Here is a 17,795-nt window from a genome sequence, read left to right on the forward strand (position 1 = left end):
CTTGCTATTGTTTATTTACTTTACAATGCGGAGTTTTTCATGCCTAAGATGAAAACCAACCGTGGTGCTGCTAAGCGCTTCAAGAAAACTGCCTCTGGCGGTTTCAAGTGCAAGCAAAGCCACTTACGTCATATTTTGACCAAAAAATCCACTAAGCGTAAGCGTCATCTGCGTGCTAAGTCTATGGTTGCGGCCAGCGATGTAGCATCAGTAGCACGTATGCTTCCATTTGCTTAATTTGAGGAGAGAGAACAATGCCAAGAGTTAAGCGTGGTGTAACGGCTCGTGCCCGTCACAAGAAGATTTTAAAGCAAGCTAAAGGTTATTACGGTGCTCGTTCACGCGTTTATCGCGTAGCGGTACAGGCTGTAACCAAAGCCGGTCAATATGCTTACCGTGACCGTCGTCAGAAGAAACGTCAATTCCGTCAACTGTGGATTGCTCGTATCAACGCTGCGGCCCGTCAAAACGGTATGTCATACAGCCAGTTCATCAATGGCTTGAAGAAAGCGTCTATCGAAATCGATCGTAAGATCCTTGCCGATATCGCTGTATTCGACCAGCACGCCTTCGGCGTATTGGTTGGAAAAGCAAAAGAAGCTTTGGCGTAAGCTGTAAGATTCTTGCTTAGAAGAAAGGAGCCGTAAGGCTCCTTTTTTTGTGTCCAATTACCACTAGCGGAGCTCTTAGTTTACTGATTGTAAAACTTACTGGCCTTGCCATACTTCTCAACGTGGGCACGCTGGTAAGCTTGGTTAGCTGTCATTAATTCGTTGTAGCTGTTGGTTAGTGACGGGTGGTCTTTCAACATCTGATTAAACACCTTCCGCACACTGGCTTGACGTTCTTGAAACTCAGCGTTTTTTTCCAACTTCTGGATCATAGGGTCGACATATCTTGGAGTTGATGGATACGTGCGAAGATCCTTACTCTTAATTTTTGACGAAATTCGCCAGTTGAACGCGTGTTTGCACTGCGGTGTTCTAACATGAGAGATTGCATGCCAAACCTGACGACACTCATAGGCAAAGTCTTTATCTTCAACCAGCTCATTAAAGGTCTCCATAAAGGCCTCGCGCTTTTCTTTTTGGACTTTGACCAATTCGCTGAGAGATGGGTCTTTAGCCAATACCTTTGCTGGCAATATTGCGGCTAGAGTCAGGCCAAGCAACACAAGGGCCAGCTGACTAAAACGTAATTGGGGACGCAGTGTCATAGAATTTCCTCCAGTTGAAATTACACCTCGCTCTGCCCATCAGACAGAACGAATCCTTTTGCTCCTCTAAAAACAGTTTAGCAACAAATCTAATTAATGTGTCCTGACATAAATTCTGCAGACTACTCCTTAGTCCTTGTAATACTTGCTGAAAATACCAAATTTTGCCACATGACCGCGCTGATAGGCCTGTTGCGGTTCGATGAATTCGTTATAGCTGGTGTTTAGAGAAGGGTGGTCTTCTAGCATTTCGTTAAAAGCTTTTTCAAGACTCGCGAAGCGCTCTTGATATTTTTTCTTTGTTTTTTCGTAGTCGCTAGCAGCACCCCCAATGCCAAACTTTGCAGCAGAGCCTGTTGGCGAGGAAAAGCCTTTTCGTTCAGCTCGAATTCTCCACTCGAACGCGTGATAGCAAAAGGATCTTCGTAGAATTGTACTCCCATAAGAGTAGCGACACTCGTAGGCCAGATCTTTATCTTCAACCAACTCATTGAAGGTCTCCATATAGGCATGACGTTTGTCATTAAGGTTTTTAACTAATTCGCTGATTGAGAGTTCTTGGGCCGATACAGAGGTAATTGAGAGTGAGGCACACATTAGACCAACCAGTAAAATAGCCAGCCGACTCAAGACTGCCTGTGGAAGCAGAGTCATAAAATTTACTCCACGTGATATAAGATGTCGGCCTACCAGTTAGGCAGGTCGATTACTATTGCTCCTCTAAATAGAGTATAGGTAGAAATCTTCCTACTAGTCTGACTCGAGTTTAGGAGTGATGTTTAGGAGGTGTAGAACCGCTGGGCGGCCTTCACAGAAGAAAATTAATAATCAAATGGCCAGTCTTTACTGACGATCATCCACAATTGTTGGTCGTTGGCTCTGGCGGCGGCTGGTATGCGCTCTGGCTGATCGATTAGCCCAGCAGCACTTTGGCACAGCCAATCATCTCGTTTCAGATAATTCAATCCGTCTGGCGCTTTAGTCTCGTGTGACCATAGCCCCTTACCATGCTCGGGTAAAAGCAGTGAATCTGGCTTTGCCGACAAGTGAGGTGGGTAGTAAATAATGCCGCGACTGAAGCCGTAGCTTGCATCAATGGAAATTCCAGACTCTGTTAACCAGGCTTTCGCAGCAGGATGGGCAAGCAGGGTGAGCTGGCGTTGATGCATACGCGCCGACTTTGCCGCCAGCTCGTCTTTGGCATTAGGCCCCAAATAGCGGCGCTCACCATTCTGCTCTATGGCCAAATAAAACTTAACCGCTACTTCCCAGTGATGAACTTGCCCACTGGGCAAATGCTCAAGAATAAAGTCGATTGCGCCCAAGGTTTGTCCTTGCCATTGAAAGGCTTGGTTGTGCGCAATGACTTTGTAGTGCGGGTCTTGTTCTAACAGCCACAACACCAAAGCTTCAAACTGAAAACCGATACGGGTTGGCAATTCAGGTGCTTCAATCGTGCCGCTGTTCAATGCTTGTAAACTCTTGAGGCCCTGGTCGACAAATGCCTGATGCAGCGTACCTGGCATGGCAAAAGGGGGCTGAAAACGCATCAAAGGCGAGCTTTTGAGCAACCATTCGAGTTTGTCGGCAACACTTGATTGAGTCACGGGCATCCTGCTGTGTTAATGCTAGGCATAATGTAAGGCTCAGATTATCATAGGCGTTTTAGTATTTCCGCCTGTGCTTAATAAGGGCAAATAGAAACGACAAGGAAACCGAATGAGCGTTAGCACCCAACAACTGGTTCAATACATTGATGAATTGCTCGATAGCGCTAAGTTCAGAGACTACGCCCCCAACGGGCTGCAGGTCGAAGGTAGTACGCAAGTTAAGACCCTAGTTACCGGTGTGACTGCCTCGCAAGCTCTAATAGACAAAGCAGTGGAGCTAAACGCCGACGCTATCCTGGTCCACCACGGATTCTTTTGGAAAGGCGAAAGCCCACTGGTGGTGGGCATGAAACAACGTCGGTTGAAAGCGCTTTTAACTAACAACATCAATCTTATCGGCTATCACTTGCCCCTCGATGCCCACCCAACTCTGGGCAATAACGCCCAATTGGCAAGCAAGCTGGGCATTCAAAATCCAACAATCGACCCTAGTGTTAAACAGGATTTGTTGTGGACAGGGGAGCTGGAAAAGGCCCTTAGCCCTGATGACTTCGCAAGCTTGTTATCAAATACGCTAAATCGCGAACCACTTACCATAGCCGCGGGCAACAAGCCGATTAAGCGCTTAGCCTGGTGCACTGGCGGTGCTCAAGATTATATCGACCAAGCGGCCGAGCTTGGAGTCGATGCCTTTATCAGTGGTGAAGCGTCCGAGCGCACTTTCCATAGTGCAGTGGAGCAGGGGATTCATTACTTTGGTGCGGGGCATCACGCCACCGAGCGCTATGGTATTCAAGCACTCGGCGAGCATTTAGCATCCCAGTTTGAGTTAGAGTGGCATCACCTAGATTTATCCAATCCGGTTTAAATGCACTTGGTGGGTTTGGGCAAGCCAGCAATTTTGGTGGCTTGCTTGGCAGGCCCTTTAGGAAAGAGTTTGTAGAGGTACTTAGAGTTACCTTTGTCTTCGCCAAGCTTTTGCGCAATGGCTTTGACCAACACTCGAATCGCAGGGCTAGTGTTAAACTCTAGGTAAAAGTCGCGAACAAAGTTCACCACTTCCCAGTGGGCATCACTGAGTGCGATGTTTTCAGATTCTGCTAGTACGACCGCCAATTCTGGCGTCCACTCTTTTATGTCGCTAAGGTAACCTTGCTTATCGGTAGCAATGGTTTGACCGTTGAATTCTATCATGACCAACTGATTACTTTTTGGTGCTCGATACTGAGATCGATCACCTGTTCTATTTCAATGCGGTCGCATTCTACCAGCAATTTCTCTGAAAGGCCTCGGGCAATAACGTCTTGCTCGATAACCATTACCTTGTGATTAGCCAGGGCCTGGCGCCAACGTGGTTGGCAAGCGGCTATTACCGCATTTTGACTCAACAAAAGCGTGTCATTGGCGCCAATCAGTTCTAAGCAGACTTCTAAGCCGTTGTCGTCCTGAGGTGCTTGTTTTATCCAGTGCAAAATCATTAGAACACCACCACTTGGTCAGCTTGCTTCAATAGACCTTGTATACGCTCTAGCTTAGAAACCTCAACGTCAATTAGCAGCTCTGATACGTCGATGGCCCGTTGCAGCAAGGACTGCTCACACACCAGTACTTCCTCTACGTCGTAAATTGGTAGGGCTTTGAATGTGGATATGTAGTTTTTGCTTTCCAGCAAGTCGGGTTGCTGTTGTTGTAATAGTTGATACACACCATCAGCGACAAATAGCAGACTGACTTGTTGCTCGTAGCTGGCGCTCAATAAGGCCAAATCTAGTGCCTCACGCCCTTTACTGGAGCCAAGGCTGGCGTCTTTGAAAACGATTGCTAAATGTTTCATTGGGCTAAATGCTTCATGGGTTAGAACTGTACCAGTCGGTCGCATTCTTCAATGGCGGTCACCAGATCACCAAGGCCTGCGGCTATGAATTTAGGGTGCATGTTAGCAGCGGGTAGGTCGTATTCCTGACTGTCGCTTTGATGAACCACACCGCGGCGAAGGCCGGCAGCAACACAGCTAATAAGCTCTACCTTGTGCTTCTGCGCCAACGAGGTCCAGCGATTGACCAAATTGAGTTCGTCTGACTGAGGTGAAAGTAGGGCACTGGTGTTGTACACACCGTCTTGGTAAAAAAATATTTTTGGTACCGAGTGGCCTTTAGCGATTGCAGACTCTGCAAATCTTAGCGCAGAGTAGGCGTGTTGGTTACCATAGGGTGGGTGATTAACTAGTATGACGAAGCTGTTCATATTCCGAAAAACAAAATGGCCCTTAGCGGGCCATTTTAGCATTAAATTGAACTGGGGTAAGAACTTAGTCGTCGCCGCCCATACCTAGAAGGTGTAGCAAGCTCATGAACAAGTTAATGAAGTTCAAATACAAAGACACGGTTGCGCGAATGTAGTTTGTCTCACCACCGTTAACAATACGGCTGGTATCGAACAAAATAAGACCTGTCATCAACATGGCGATTGCCGCGTTAATTGCGATAAAGGCGACCGGGCTACCAACGAAGATGTTGATAAGCGCTGCGCCAATAACTACTAGCAGGCCGGCAAATAAAAAACCGCGCATGAAAGAAAAGTCTTTCTTGGTGGTAATCACATAAAGCGACAGACCGATAAAGATAGCGGACGTTAGACCAAGCGCTTGCATGATAAGGCCTGGGCCGTTAGACATGCCGGCATAGTGGTTTAGGATCCAACCCAAGGACATACCTTGCATACCAGTAAAGGCGAAAATCCAGAAGATCCCGCTTGCACCTTCGGCTTTCTTAAGCGTAACAAACAGTAGCACCAAGGAGCCAATGGACAAACCGAGTCCCATCATAGGGCTGATGCCGATAGCCATCGACACGCCAGCCATGACGGCGCTGAACAACAATGTCATAGACAATAGCAAGTAGGTGTTTCGCAGAACGCGGTTAATTTCTAAGGTACGACCGGTACTGCTTACTGCAGACGGATGAGCCATGAGTATCTCCAACTGAATGAATTACTTTGTTTATTAGGTCAATCTTTTCCAGATTAGTTCCGTTGAAATTGTGCAGATTAGCTAAGGGTTTGACAAGTACAAGCACTCAGAACTGCGTTGTTATTACGAAAAATACCCCAGAAAGGTTTGATGGGTGAGTTTTTATTCAAACTAGACTTTACAAGGCCAGAAGTTCCCGATAATATGCGCTCCACTGCTGCGGAGGGGTGGCAGAGTGGTTGAATGCACCGGTCTTGAAAACCGGCATAGGTTTGTAGCCTATCCAGGGTTCAAATCCCTGCTCCTCCGCCATACGGCACGAAAGCCCGCTTGGAGACAAGCGGGCTTTTTTGTGTCCAAAATTCACTCCAGAACAACAATTCACCGACTTGCACAAGCATTAGGCAGTTAAACAAAATTTCGCAAAAGGGACTTTACAGCCTAAACGCTTCACTTTAATATGCGCCCATCTGCTGCGGAGGGGTGGCAGAGTGGTTGAATGCACCGGTCTTGAAAACCGGCATAGGTTTGTAGCCTATCCAGGGTTCAAATCCCTGCTCCTCCGCCATAAGGTACGAAAGCCCGCTTGGAAACAAGCGGGCTTTTTTGTGCTTGAAATTCAACTCTGTTGATTCTGGGTTTAACGATATACCAAACAGCTCACAGATCCCTTGCTATGCTTGATTGCAGGCCGGTTTGCGGCAATTAAACACGCTTGCGATTGGCGTTAGCCTCGAATTTTCGGTAAATTCGAGTGTGCCTTAAACAAAAATTCAAAAAACAGTAAGCATGGGCAGGGTTAACAGTGATTAACGTATATTTGGTGGACGATCACGACATCGTTCGCACCGGCGTCCGTCGAATACTGGAAGACGACGCCAACATCAGCGTAATTGGCGAGGCCAATACTGGAGAATGCGCGGTTAAGTGGGCCGAAGGCAACGAAGCTGATGTAGTTCTTATGGATTTGAACATGCCAGGCATTGGTGGCATCGAAGCCACGCGCCGCATTTTAGAACTAAACCCACAGCAACGAATACTGATATTAACGGTAGCCGCTGGTGAGGCGATTACCGATACCATGGATCAGGTAGGCGCTTTTGGCTTTATCACTAAAGATTCTTTGCCATCGGACATGATAACCGCGGTTCGTAAGGTCGCTTCAGGCCAACGGTTAATGCGAGCGGCCTGTGCTAATAGCCAGCTTGTACCCAAGGAAGCGCCGTCTGCTGAAAACTTCAATAGTTTGTCGAAACGTGAACTCCAGATTGCCTACTATATTGCCAATGGCAAAAAAGCAGCAGATATCGCCGAGATCCTCGAGCTTAGCCGCAAAACCATTAACAGCTTTCGCTATCGAATCTTTAAGAAACTTCACATAGAATCGGACCAAGAGATGGCCAAGTTGGCTGCAGAATACGGGTTAGTGGATCTTCCTTTCCAACCAAATGACCAATAGTTTCGATTCAAAAGCTTTTCTAAAAAACACCACCAATCAAAGTGGTGTCTATCGCATGTACAATGACAAGGGTGAAGTCATTTACGTCGGTAAAGCCAAAGACCTGAAAAAGCGTTTAAGTAGCTACTTTCAAAAGACCCTAACCAACGCCAAGACCATAGCGCTCGTGTCCAATATTGCGGATATTCAAGTGACTGTGGTTCACAGCGAAACCGACGCGCTTATCCTTGAAAACGATTTCATCAAGCAGTACATGCCGAAATACAACGTACTGCTTAGAGATGACAAATCTTATCCCTACATTTTGATAACCGATCATCGCCACCCGCGAATTGCTTATCACCGAGGCGCCAAAAAGGTACAAGGTGACTACTTTGGGCCATACCCCAATGGTTCGGCAGTTCGCGAAAGCCTGCATTTGATGCAAAAGCTGTTTCCAATTCGCCAGTGCGAGGACAGCTTTTATCGAGCGCGATCGCGTCCGTGTTTGCAGTACCAAATTGGCCGTTGTCTCGGTCCTTGCGTCGACAAGGTGTCGGATTCGGATTATCAAGACCAGGTTAATCTGGCCAAGTTGTTTTTGCGCGGCAAAAACCAAGACATCATTAAGGCGCTGGTGCAAAAGATGGAGCACGCCGCTGAGTCGATGGCCTATGAACAAGCCGCCAACTATCGCGATCAAATCAGTGCGCTGCGTAAAGTCTCTGAGCAACAGGAAGTCAATCAAGCGTCTGGAGAACTAGACGTCATTGGTGTGCACTACGAGCGCGGCATGGCTTGTTTCCATTTGTTGTTCGTGCGCAGCGGTAAAATACTCGGCAGTCGCAGTTACTTTCCGAAAGTGCCATCAAACTCTGAAGTGGACGAGGTTCTGCAAAGTTTTTTGCTGCAGTTCTATCTCAATCAACAACAGCGCCAAGATTTACCCGCTGAGATTTTAGTGACCTTACCCTTTGAAGACGAGGGTGCTTTACAGCAAGTCCTTGAACAACGCCGCGGAGCAAAGCTGGCTATCCGCCACAATGTTCGTGGAGAGCGGGCCAAGTTTATGCGTTTGGCCAGTACCAATGCCAAAACCGCGGTGATCACTCGATTGGCCCACAAGAGTACGGTTAACCAACGATTTAATCTGTTAGAACAAACGCTAGAACTCAATCACAAAATCCAACGGATGGAGTGTTTCGATATTAGTCACACCCAAGGCGAAGCCACGGTAGCCTCTTGCGTGGTGTTCAATCGCGAAGGTCCACAAACCGGACAGTATCGTCGCTTTAACATCAAAGGTATCACTCCAGGTGACGATTACGCCGCCATGGCTCAGGTGCTCAAGCGCCGTTTGAACCGAGTCGCTAAGGAAGGTGTGATGCCAGATGTGTTAGTGATCGATGGTGGGCTAGGGCAGTTGCAGGCCGCTGAGTCTATAGTAGCTGATTTGCTACCTCAAACCGAACAACGCCCTTTGCTGTTGGGCATCGCTAAAGGGGAAAGTCGTAAACCCGGGCTTGAAACCATCATTCTTGGCGAAAGCCACGATCGCTTTAACCTAGAAGGGGATTCGCCGGCCTTGCATTTGTTGCAGCACATACGCGACGAGTCGCACCGTTTCGCCATAGGCGGCCACAGAGCTAAACGAGGTAAGGCAAGACGAGTCTCCAGTTTGGAACAAATCGAAGGGGTTGGGCCTAAACGCCGTAAAGCTCTGCTGCAGTTTATGGGCGGGCTACAACAAGTCAAAAGTGCCAGTGTGGCAGAACTCGCAAAAGTACCGGGTATCAGTCAAGAAATGGCCAAAACCATCCACGATGCGTTGCGAGACTAACTGAATTCAGGCAAGATGCTCGCAGCAAACAACTAGCTGGCTTTTTAATGATATTTAACATTCCCATCGCACTCACACTGTTTCGTTTATTACTGATACCAGTGTTTGTGGTGGTGTTTTACCTTCCTGTTTCTTGGGCATATTTTGCTGCTGCGGCAATTTTTGTCTTGGCGTCGATCACAGACTATTTGGACGGTTATCTGGCGCGCCGCTTGAACCAATCCACTGAGTTTGGCGCGTTTCTCGATCCGGTCGCTGACAAGGTAATGGTGGCAATATCTCTGGTTTTGTTGGCTGAACACTATTCGGTGTGGTGGATAACCTTACCAGCGGCCATCATGATCAGCCGTGAAATCGTTATTTCAGCATTGCGAGAGTGGATGGCTGAGTTAGGCAAACGCGGCAATGTCGCTGTGTCCTTATTGGGTAAGGTCAAAACCGCGACTCAAATGGTCGCGATTACCGGTCTCATCTGGCAACACAACGAGTTAATCATCACTCTGGCAGTCATCCTTTTATACGTCGCGACTTTGCTGACATTTTGGTCAATGTGGCTGTATTTACGTGCCGCTTGGCAGGATTTAGCGAGACGTTAATCAAATTACTGAAACAAGCGCTTAAAAAGCCTGCAGTTATGGCGTTGGCGCGGTTGACAGTAGTCAGTGAGGCGGTAGAATGCCTCCAGCGTTAAGGCAAGCCCTTAACCTTTGGCGCGATGGCAGAATGGCTATGCTGCGGATTGCAAATCCGTCGATCTCGGTTCGACTCCGGGTCGCGCCTCCACTTTAAAAGCAATAATTAGAAAGGCTGCTCAGATGGGCAGCCTTTTTAGTTTGTGGCTATCATTGGCAAGACGCGACAGTGAGGTGGTGATGGACGATAAAGCAAAAAGGCAGTTAGGTGAGCTACTTGTGGACCAAGACAAGTTGCTTGAGGTTCTGTCGGCAAACACTCAGGCCCTTGATGAATACCCGGAACTTCAACAACACCTGCTGCTTAAGAGTCAGAACTCCATAGCTTTTCGCAAAGCGCTGCGAGACAAAACCTTTACCAAGGAAGAGTACAGAGATGCCATTTTGCTCAGGCTCGATTGGATAGGGTATGAGTTAGCCTCAAGCCTAGACCTTGATTTTCTGATTCAGCGTGTGGCTGCATTGGTCGGTAGCGATCTTGAAAGCATAAAGACTTTGTCCATTCAGGAAATCGGTGAAGCTAATCTTTCTAAGCTTTTGCACATGATGGGTAGCCATATCATTGCTCATCCTGAATCAAACAAATCCCGTTTCCCTTGGCAGTCGGTCAGAGGTCAAGCAAACCCTGCGTTTTGGCGTCGTGCCGATCTAGCGTTTGATATGTACCAGCAAGGGTATAACAGCCACTGGAAGCTCAATAGCGCCTTTAAAGACAAATACGACATTCCAGTACCGCAATCCTTTGTGCGTTTTGTTCGCGATTATGGCGATCCTCGCCTGATCCCAGAATGGACCAGTTGGAAAGAAGAGTCTTAAGGTAAGACCAATCGCAGAAGCACGTCCTTGTGCTCTGATTTAATCTAGGGAAATAGTAGTTACAATTTCATAGTAACCGGCGCGTGCTGTGTCTCTGTCGAAGGGTAAAAAGCTTTGTAGTTGATACTCGTAACTATCGCTCGGGCGCAGCAATATGGTATCGCCATTGAGCTTTTCTCGGTCAATGGCATAGCTCACATCACTCTCGCTAATCGTATTGGCCTCGTTAATCGCGCGGTCGGTAGTAATTCGTACGGTTTCTTGTTCAGCCGCGTTTGAAAGCACTTTAAAGTGCAAGGCTTGCTTGTCACTTTCATTGTTGAAGTTAATTTTGCCGTCGTTGGACGTGATTATGATCTGACGCACTTCATCAACTCTGTCGGTAAACATACCGGTTGAGTAATTAGCCTGCGCCATTGGAGCTAGTAAGAATAGTGGAAGGTATTTCTTCATAGGTTTCTCTTTGTGATGGATAGATAGGGTTCAAACAACCCCACATATGAAATTGCACGCTACTCGCTAAAGCTTGAGTGTTGTTGCGCTTGCGCAGAGGCGCGTAGCAATTCAATTTCGGCTTCAAGTTTTTCGATGTGAGCCTGGCGGGCTCTCAGCTCCAAGTCGTATAAACGAGTTGGGTCAGCTTGGGGTTTATCACCAAAGGTAATAGGGATCACCGCCTGGATGTAAACCATTCCTTCATCGCGATTACGTCGATTAAAGCAGTCGTGCCAGCGCTCACGACCATTGTCTTTGCCCGCCATGATGCCGGTTTGTATGGTCATTTTTGGAGCGTAGGTGGCATCGAGTTCTATGCCAGTTTCTCCTCTGACTCGAATCCGATCCCCTTGGGCCATGGTTGGGCTAGGCATATTAGCGGCTTGCAGCTCTGTCGCTGCGAGCAACAGGCTCATAATTAACAACATAGGTTTCATTGACGACTCTCCGCGTTAGTCTCAGGCTTAATCACACAAGGCGAGAAGTACTCAACCCGCGTGGTGATCCTGGTGCGAACACTTTGATGCTCAGACAATTTAGAATGGCTAGCGATGGTTTTTGTGTCCCACAGCCCGCACTTATCTGCCTTTAGAATTACAGAAAGTTCCCGCAGCTCTTGTGGCGGTAGAAAGACTTCCCCAAGCACCTTATCGTTAACCAGTATTTCGTAGACCTGAGGGAAGGCGTTTCGATTGGCCAGGGTGATCTTCACTCCAAACTCTGGTGTCACAATGACCTTGCCAGAGATTCTGGCTGGCGTTTGAGAGTGCGATAGCGCGGCAAACGGAACGCACCACAAGATTAATGTAATGAGTCTTAGCATCACTTAGTTAGCCTTTGGGGCCGGCAAGCAATAAGTGTTCAAAATCTTCAAAGCTGGTGATTTTGCTAAGGTCCACCGGCTCATTTTTAATGAACACAGTGGGTGTAGCTCGCAGTCCGTATCGACTAATGCTTTCTGGATGCTTTTCAACTTCTATGAAATCCACTTTAACTTGATGTCTTTGGGCGTAGTCCTTCAAGAATTTGTGCATCGCCCTACAGGGCTGGCACTTGTACGAAAAGAATAGGGTGATAGGCGCTTGTAGCTCATGGGGTTGAGCCAGTAGTGAACTGGGGAATAGCAAACACAGTGATAAAAGTGGAGCTCGCATAGATAACCTGTCTTGTCGATGAAATTGGCGACACAGGTTAGAGGATGTAGGATTTCTAAGGTTTACACTTGAGCCTTGCGTTCATTAGAAATCAATTACGGTTGTCGCTAGGTGCTGCTCGGTAAGCTAACTGCCGGCGCTCAGGGAAGGGCGAGTTGGGGTTTAGCCGAACCTTTCCTTTTTGGACTTTCACGCCAAACCAATCCAAAGCTTTTAAAGGCATTTGTAACCCGTGAGATTCTTGCCACTTTCGGTACAGGCGGCTCAATTGTGGCCACTGTTCACCAGATAAGGCGCGTATTACTCGCTCGCCGCTGGTAAAACTCTGGGTTCGATAGGGACGGTAGGCATTGGCTAAGCGGGTTACTACCGAAGTATGCTGTTGGCTGAGCATCAGATACTCGGCCTCTAACCAAAACGCGGCGCCACTCCAATACACCCGCATATAGCTGCGCTTCGAGTGCATGTCGTCAGATAATCGATAGAGTGGAATGCTTGAATAGCGAGTATCGCGCTCACCTCGTTGAAAGCCAGCATACAGAGCCTGCCACGCTTGCTGCTCTGTTAGCACACCAGCGTTGTAGCGCAAAAATTGTTGCCAGTAGCTGGCTAGGCCTTCGGACAGCCATAAGTCCTCGTCGCCTGGATAGGGGATCATGAGATGTGCGATTTCGTGATAGCCGGTCCAATCTTGATTAAACCTTTTTAAGGGATAGCTTGGGTCCACCACAAAATGGATCCCTTCGGTTCCACGTCGCTTAATTTGGCCCCAGGGGATTGGCTCTCTAGACGAACGGGTTGTACGCACATTGAAATTGGCGCGCTCAAGCGGGAATTTTCCGAAGGTATACTCGATACTGCCAACCAATTTAGACAGCCATTGGTGGATCTTTTGCTGATCGTTTGAGGATAAGTCGTTCGCAATAACGCGTATTTCGGCATCGCTATTGTTGGCAATCCGTTGTTCGGCAACCGATTGCAAAGGCAAAAGGGACAGAAGTAGCGCAGCGATTAAATGAGAGTGTCTAGTTTTCATACTTGTTCAACGCAACGAATCCGTGTTTGGTCTATTATCCTTAGTCGGTTTTGCCACCGCTTCGAGCGATTTTTGACTGATTAGCAGCATGTGTTTGTGCTAATTAGATAAAATTTCATCAAACGATAATCCAATGCCGGAAGTTGTGTTGACACTGACAACAATAACGGTAGAATTCCTCGGGCGTTGAGGCAAGTCCACAACAAAGGCGCGATGGCAGAATGGCTATGCTGCGGATTGCAAATCCGTCGATCTCGGTTCGACTCCGGGTCGCGCCTCCACTTTATCTTTTCGAGCTAGCTCGTTAAGACACCCAGCCCGGGTGGTGAAATTGGTAGACACAAGGGATTTAAAATCCCTCGAGGGTTTCCTCGTGCCGGTTCAAGTCCGGCCCCGGGCACCATATTCTTATAAAAAGCTCATCGAAAGATGGGCTTTTTTTTTGTGAGACCCTAGCTTGTTTAGCTTTGGCTCATGGAATGAAAGTTCGGGATAAGCCTTCGATAAACACACCAAGGCTCTTGCTAACACCACAGCTTAGGTTGCAAAAATCAGGATAATTTACCCCGAACAATCAACAAGTCATCTCGGTTAATTGGCTTGCAACTCCTTGTCTAACAACTAAGGTTTAAGCAAGCACAATAAACATGATAAGGGAGGCATCCCCACAATGATCCAAGTCGGTACGTCCGAATCTTTGCTGGTCGCCATGTCTGTGCTGTTCATTGGCTACTTCATTTCGCGCAAGAGCGCCTTTCTCAAGAACTACAACATACCCGTGCCAATAATCGGCGGCCTAATCATGGCTGCTGGAATTACCGTATTGCATTTTCGTGGCATTAGTATTCAATTCGATTTACCTGCAAAAGACACGCTCATGCTGATGTTTTTTGCGAGCGTCGGTCTAGCTGCAAACTTTAAACTGCTAGCCAAAGGCGGCGTCAAAGTTTTTGTCTTTTTGGCCATTGCTACCATATACATCGTCATTCAAAACAGCATCGGCGTCTCTGTTGCCACCGCGTTCGGGTTAGATCCCTTACTTGGTTTGGTCGCCGGTTCAATTACTTTGTCTGGCGGACATGGCACTGGTGCCGCTTGGGCGCAAACCTTTAGTGAAGATTTTGGTATAGAAACACTGGAACTCGCCATGGCTGCAGCCACCTTTGGTTTAGTGATGGGCGGTATGATTGGTGGGCCGGTTGCGCAAAAGCTCATCAAAAAGCACCAGTTGTCTTCGGATTATGACGAGACACCAGGGGTTAACCACCACATTGAGAATCCGGACGTTGTGACTTATATCGACGTCGAGGAAGACCGAATTACCGCCAAGAGTACGATTCAAACCCTGTTCATTTTACTCTTGTGTGTGGTCCTCGCGGGCTATGTCAAAGACTGGGTTGACGGCCTCGGAGTTTCCTTCTTAAAAGTGCCTAATTTTGTATTTGCCCTGTTTATTGGTGTGGTGATTACCAACCTGTGTGACTACGGCCGTTTCTACAAGATCAACAAAGAGACGCTAGATGCAATCGGTACTATTTCGCTTAACTTGTTCCTGGCCATGGCCTTGATGAGCCTAAAACTCTGGGAGTTACTCGATTTAGCACTGCCGCTGCTGGTGATCCTAATCGTACAAACCATGGTGTTGGCACTGTTCTGTTATTGGGTGACATTCCGGGCCATGGGGCGTAACTATGATGCCGCGATTATGTCTGGTGGTCACTGTGGTTTCGGTATGGGTGCCACGCCGACCGCGGTGATGAACATGGGGACTTTGGTGACCCGTTATGGCCCATCACCACAAGCGTTTGTGGTGGTCCCAATCGTGGGAGCATTCTTCATTGATATCGCCAATTTGGTGGTTCTGCAGACCTTTATCGCGATACTTCACTAATCTTCATTTTAGAGAGGCGTAATTCATAGGATTACGCCTCTTTTTTTGTTATAAATCCTAGGTCGAAAACACAAGCTACAACTAAGGACTTAGGCCGAATGTTATTTTCCGCTATCGAGCAAGCTCCCGCCGATCCCATTCTAGGTTTAACCGAGGCTTTTAAAGCCGACCCTCGCAGCAACAAGATCAACTTAGGCGTGGGAATCTATAAAAACGAAGCCGGTCAAACTCCGGTTCTCGATTCGGTTAAACGCGCAGAAACTGCGTTGCTAGAGCAGGTGACCAGCAAGTCATATCTTGGCATTGAAGGCGTTCCAGCGTATGCCAAAGCGGTTCAGGCCTTGTTGTTTGGTAGCGAGTCAGCACTACTTAAAGACAACCGAGTCTTTACCGCGCAAGCACCAGGCGGGACAGGGTCGTTACGTGTTGCAGCTGAGTTCTTAAACAAAGTCGCTGGCGCCAACAAAATTTGGGTAAGCAATCCAACCTGGGCTAACCACAGCGCTATTTTCCAAGCGGCGGGCCTAGAAGTCGCCAGCTACAGCTACTACGACAAAGCCAGCCACGGTTTAAACTTCGATGGCATGGTGGCTGATCTTGAAGCCGCGAAAGCCGGAGATGTGCTGTTGGTCCACGGTTGCTGTCACAACCCAACGGGCATCGACCTAAACCTAGACCAGTGGAAAGCCGTTGCTGAGCTGTGTTTGGCAAAAGGCCTGGTTCCTCTGTTTGATTTTGCCTATCAGGGTTTTGCGAAAGGCATCGACGAAGACGCCGCTGGTCTTAGATTAGTTGCCGAACACTTACCAGAAGTCATGGTGGCAAACTCGTTTTCTAAGAACTTTGGTTTGTACAATGAGCGTATTGGTGCGGTGAGCTTGATTGCCAGCAACCAAGAGGAGGGCGCTCGTGCCTTCAGCCAGGTGAAACGCCTAATTCGCGGTATCTACTCCAATCCACCAGCTCACGGTGCGCTTATCGTGTCACACATCCTAAATGACGCCGAGTTAACTGCATTGTGGCACAGCGAAGTCGCAGAGATGCGCGATCGCATTCAACAGATGCGCACCATCTTTGTTAGCAAGCTAGGTGAAGCGGGTATTGATCAAGACTTTAGCTTTATCGAACGTCAGAATGGCATGTTTAGCTTCTCGGGCCTAACGCCTGAGCAAGTGGCACAGCTAAAAGATGAGCACGGTATCTACATCGTTGGTTCAGGTCGCATCAGCGTGGCGGGCATGACTTTGTCGAACATGGATAACTTGGTTGCAGGAATCAAAGCAGTCCTGTAATTGCACAGAGCAATAGATTGAAAAGGGCCAATTTGGCCCTTTTTATTTCTTTGTTTTCTATAACAACTCGGATTCTTGTTACTATGGCTCGACACTAAAAGTCGAGAGTTGAGTCTTATCTAGTGGGGTTCTAAAGTTTTTACCCATTAACTCGTAAACGTTAAAGCTAACCGTACTCCAATGGTCATCAAAGTTGTATTGAAAAACGCTATCGCCAGTAGTCAAGCTTTGCGTCATTGACCACTCAGTGCCATATCCAGTCATCCCTTTACCGAAGTCGATGTATGGTGCATCTTGTGGCACTCGATAGGTCACGGTAGACAGTTTCATCATCGCATTAACAGTACTTGAAGGCTGTTTTAGCCATTGTTTAAAGTAACTAGCGTGAATAAAACGACTTCTGGCATTGCTGTTACCGTTTGAACCAAAATCTAAGTCACGATCAGCGGAAACCCAGATAGGCTTAACTTTTTTAAGATCGGCAAGATGGTCCTTCATTGAAGGCGCGTTGGTCATTACTGCTGCTTCATCCCCGCGATAAACGTCAATACCATCAGGATCTAGCTCGATAATTGCGCGATCGCCACTTCTATCAGTAACGGACCAATGCAAGGTGATATCCAATGGCATTGCTTCCAGTTTTAACGACCCTAACTCTAAATTGGGCAGCTCCCTGAGAATTTCTTCAACGGTTGAGTAATTAGCCAGGAAATACTCGCCTAGGGTAAATTGGGTAATCTGCGAATCTTTTGTAACCGGTTCCATAGTCATTGGGCGGTAAAATAACGCATTGACCTGCAGACCTTCACTATTTACAGCGTCATGAACAAGATCTAAATCACCGTAAGCAATTACACCGACGATGTCATATTTGGTGGTGTACTTCAGGCCATTTCCAGCGCCCTGAATGAACCGCTGAGTTCCGCTAGGAATTCCTCCCAGCTGTGGATGCGTAGCTTCCATCCAGTCATTGGTGCGAGTAGTAATTGTCCCAAAGTTTTCTGTATTCCATGCAATAGACGTACACATAAGTTGATCTCCAATATGAGTGGTAGTTGAAAACGCGCTCATAGTAGGGTTGGAGATAAAGTAATCAAACTCACGATATGAGGATTGGATCCTCACATTCATTTAATGTGTGGGTTTAACTCAGCTTGGGGGAAAGTCGTTCAGTCTCGTCGTTCCCAACTTGCTTGTCATTCCCAATTTGCTTGTCATTCCCAGCTTGACTGGGAATCCAGCGAGTAGCTACTGGCTTCAGTTGGCACTTAGCTGCCATTGAGCAGTTTCCTCTAAAAATTGTGTGAGTTCACATCTTGTGAACTATACTTGGTCGTGGTAAGGTTC

Annotated in this window: 23 protein-coding genes and 5 tRNA genes; 14 read left to right on the forward strand and 14 right to left on the reverse strand. The window is 47.6% G+C overall.

The genetic code is table 11. The annotated features are described in order from the left end of the window. Positions 1-39 precede the first annotated feature (39 nt). Both rpmI and rplT read left to right on the forward strand, forming a co-directional pair. A complete protein-coding gene (gene rpmI, locus CLC93_RS07860; RefSeq protein ID WP_095499756.1) occupies positions 40-237 on the forward strand; it encodes a 50S ribosomal protein L35 in 198 nt (65 codons plus the stop codon). 17 nt (positions 238-254) lie between these two features. After that, positions 255-611 (forward strand): 50S ribosomal protein L20, encoded by a 357-nt coding sequence (gene rplT / locus CLC93_RS07865; protein WP_095499740.1) that lies wholly within the window; start codon positions 255-257, stop codon positions 609-611. Between the two features lie 80 nt (positions 612-691). On the opposite strand, the gene CLC93_RS07870 is transcribed toward rplT, so the two are convergent. From CLC93_RS07870 to CLC93_RS07880, 3 genes are all read right to left on the reverse strand, one after another. Further along, the gene (locus tag CLC93_RS07870; protein WP_095505416.1) at positions 692-1,216 is read right to left on the reverse strand and encodes a hypothetical protein; all 525 of its coding nucleotides are present in this window, start codon (positions 1,214-1,216) and stop codon (positions 692-694) included. 129 nt (positions 1,217-1,345) lie between these two features. Further along, entirely contained in the window at positions 1,346-1,870 is a 525-nt protein-coding gene (locus tag CLC93_RS07875; RefSeq protein WP_095505417.1) for a hypothetical protein, read from the reverse strand. Between the two features lie 167 nt (positions 1,871-2,037). Next, positions 2,038-2,823: a DUF1853 family protein gene (locus CLC93_RS07880; protein WP_169902893.1), complete on the reverse strand. Its 786-nt coding sequence runs from the start codon at positions 2,821-2,823 to the stop codon at positions 2,038-2,040. Between the two features lie 112 nt (positions 2,824-2,935). On the opposite strand from CLC93_RS07880, the gene CLC93_RS07885 reads away from it, so the two are divergent. Further along, positions 2,936-3,694, forward strand: coding sequence for a Nif3-like dinuclear metal center hexameric protein (locus CLC93_RS07885; protein WP_095505419.1), 759 nt, complete (start codon positions 2,936-2,938; stop codon positions 3,692-3,694). Here the strand turns inward: CLC93_RS07885 and CLC93_RS07890 are convergent. The 5 genes from CLC93_RS07890 to CLC93_RS07910 form a co-directional block, all read right to left on the reverse strand. Beyond that, positions 3,691-4,020, reverse strand: coding sequence for a TusE/DsrC/DsvC family sulfur relay protein (locus CLC93_RS07890; protein ID WP_095505420.1), 330 nt, complete (start codon positions 4,018-4,020; stop codon positions 3,691-3,693). The two genes, CLC93_RS07885 and CLC93_RS07890, sit on opposite strands and share 4 nt — an antisense overlap. After that, positions 4,017-4,304, reverse strand: coding sequence for a sulfurtransferase complex subunit TusB (gene tusB, locus CLC93_RS07895; protein ID WP_095505421.1), 288 nt, complete (start codon positions 4,302-4,304; stop codon positions 4,017-4,019). Before tusB ends, CLC93_RS07890 begins: the two co-directional genes overlap by 4 nt. Beyond that, entirely contained in the window at positions 4,304-4,660 is a 357-nt protein-coding gene (tusC, locus tag CLC93_RS07900) for a sulfurtransferase complex subunit TusC (protein ID WP_095505422.1), read from the reverse strand. The genes tusB and tusC overlap by 1 nt, the downstream gene beginning before the upstream one ends. A 20-nt stretch (positions 4,661-4,680) precedes the next feature. Beyond that, complete coding sequence (tusD, locus tag CLC93_RS07905; protein WP_095505423.1) at positions 4,681-5,070, reverse strand: sulfurtransferase complex subunit TusD; 390 nt, start codon at positions 5,068-5,070, stop codon at positions 4,681-4,683. A 64-nt stretch (positions 5,071-5,134) separates the two neighbouring features. Then, positions 5,135-5,794 (reverse strand): Bax inhibitor-1/YccA family protein, encoded by a 660-nt coding sequence (locus CLC93_RS07910; protein ID WP_095505424.1) that lies wholly within the window; start codon positions 5,792-5,794, stop codon positions 5,135-5,137. Between the two features lie 221 nt (positions 5,795-6,015). On the opposite strand from CLC93_RS07910, the gene CLC93_RS07915 reads away from it, so the two are divergent. From CLC93_RS07915 to CLC93_RS07945, 7 genes are all read left to right on the forward strand, one after another. Next, positions 6,016-6,106: transfer RNA gene (locus tag CLC93_RS07915), tRNA-Ser, on the forward strand. Positions 6,107-6,271: 165 nt separating this feature from the next. Next, positions 6,272-6,362: transfer RNA gene (locus CLC93_RS07920), tRNA-Ser, on the forward strand. A 237-nt stretch (positions 6,363-6,599) separates the two neighbouring features. Next, the gene (locus CLC93_RS07925) at positions 6,600-7,253 is read left to right on the forward strand and encodes a response regulator (RefSeq protein WP_095505425.1); all 654 of its coding nucleotides are present in this window, start codon (positions 6,600-6,602) and stop codon (positions 7,251-7,253) included. Next, positions 7,243-9,072, forward strand: a complete 1,830-nt coding sequence (uvrC, locus tag CLC93_RS07930; RefSeq protein WP_095505426.1) for an excinuclease ABC subunit UvrC — start codon at positions 7,243-7,245, stop codon at positions 9,070-9,072. Before CLC93_RS07925 ends, uvrC begins: the two co-directional genes overlap by 11 nt. Before the next feature lie 47 nt (positions 9,073-9,119). Further along, a complete protein-coding gene (gene pgsA / locus CLC93_RS07935) occupies positions 9,120-9,668 on the forward strand; it encodes a CDP-diacylglycerol--glycerol-3-phosphate 3-phosphatidyltransferase (protein WP_095505427.1) in 549 nt (182 codons plus the stop codon). A 113-nt stretch (positions 9,669-9,781) separates the two neighbouring features. Next, positions 9,782-9,855, forward strand: a tRNA-Cys gene (locus tag CLC93_RS07940). A 32-nt stretch (positions 9,856-9,887) separates the two neighbouring features. Beyond that, positions 9,888-10,580 (forward strand): hypothetical protein, encoded by a 693-nt coding sequence (locus CLC93_RS07945; protein ID WP_095505428.1) that lies wholly within the window; start codon positions 9,888-9,890, stop codon positions 10,578-10,580. 39 nt (positions 10,581-10,619) lie between these two features. Here CLC93_RS07945 and CLC93_RS07950 read toward each other — a convergent pair whose 3' ends face one another. From CLC93_RS07950 to CLC93_RS07970, 5 genes are all read right to left on the reverse strand, one after another. After that, on the reverse strand, positions 10,620-11,033 hold the full coding sequence (locus CLC93_RS07950) for a hypothetical protein (RefSeq protein WP_095505429.1): 414 nt from the start codon (positions 11,031-11,033) through the stop codon (positions 10,620-10,622). A gap of 59 nt (positions 11,034-11,092) precedes the next feature. Next, on the reverse strand, positions 11,093-11,512 hold the full coding sequence (locus CLC93_RS07955; protein WP_141237363.1) for a hypothetical protein: 420 nt from the start codon (positions 11,510-11,512) through the stop codon (positions 11,093-11,095). After that, positions 11,509-11,901, reverse strand: coding sequence for a hypothetical protein (locus CLC93_RS07960; RefSeq protein WP_141237364.1), 393 nt, complete (start codon positions 11,899-11,901; stop codon positions 11,509-11,511). The genes CLC93_RS07955 and CLC93_RS07960 overlap by 4 nt, the downstream gene beginning before the upstream one ends. Positions 11,902-11,905: 4 nt before the next feature. Further along, a complete protein-coding gene (locus CLC93_RS07965; protein WP_095505432.1) occupies positions 11,906-12,229 on the reverse strand; it encodes a thioredoxin family protein in 324 nt (107 codons plus the stop codon). Between the two features lie 91 nt (positions 12,230-12,320). Continuing rightward, the gene (locus CLC93_RS07970; protein WP_095505433.1) at positions 12,321-13,265 is read right to left on the reverse strand and encodes a M61 family metallopeptidase; all 945 of its coding nucleotides are present in this window, start codon (positions 13,263-13,265) and stop codon (positions 12,321-12,323) included. 207 nt (positions 13,266-13,472) lie between these two features. Between CLC93_RS07970 and CLC93_RS07975 the strand changes: the two genes are divergently transcribed. From CLC93_RS07975 to CLC93_RS07990, 4 genes are all read left to right on the forward strand, one after another. Then, a tRNA-Cys gene (locus CLC93_RS07975) sits at positions 13,473-13,546 on the forward strand. Positions 13,547-13,581: 35 nt separating this feature from the next. Continuing rightward, positions 13,582-13,668: transfer RNA gene (locus CLC93_RS07980), tRNA-Leu, on the forward strand. Positions 13,669-13,926: 258 nt separating this feature from the next. After that, positions 13,927-15,156 carry a sodium/glutamate symporter gene (gene gltS, locus CLC93_RS07985; RefSeq protein ID WP_095505434.1) on the forward strand — a complete coding sequence of 410 codons (1,230 nt, stop codon included), beginning with the start codon at positions 13,927-13,929 and terminating at the stop codon, positions 15,154-15,156. A gap of 98 nt (positions 15,157-15,254) precedes the next feature. After that, the gene (locus tag CLC93_RS07990; protein ID WP_095505435.1) at positions 15,255-16,448 is read left to right on the forward strand and encodes an amino acid aminotransferase; all 1,194 of its coding nucleotides are present in this window, start codon (positions 15,255-15,257) and stop codon (positions 16,446-16,448) included. Between the two features lie 81 nt (positions 16,449-16,529). Here the strand turns inward: CLC93_RS07990 and CLC93_RS07995 are convergent, their stop codons facing one another. After that, positions 16,530-17,477: a linear amide C-N hydrolase gene (locus tag CLC93_RS07995; RefSeq protein ID WP_245837119.1), complete on the reverse strand. Its 948-nt coding sequence runs from the start codon at positions 17,475-17,477 to the stop codon at positions 16,530-16,532. Between the last annotated feature and the right edge of the window lie 318 nt (positions 17,478-17,795).

Source organism: Paraferrimonas sedimenticola, from assembly GCF_002282855.1.
GTDB lineage: Bacteria > Pseudomonadota > Gammaproteobacteria > Enterobacterales > Shewanellaceae > Paraferrimonas > Paraferrimonas sedimenticola.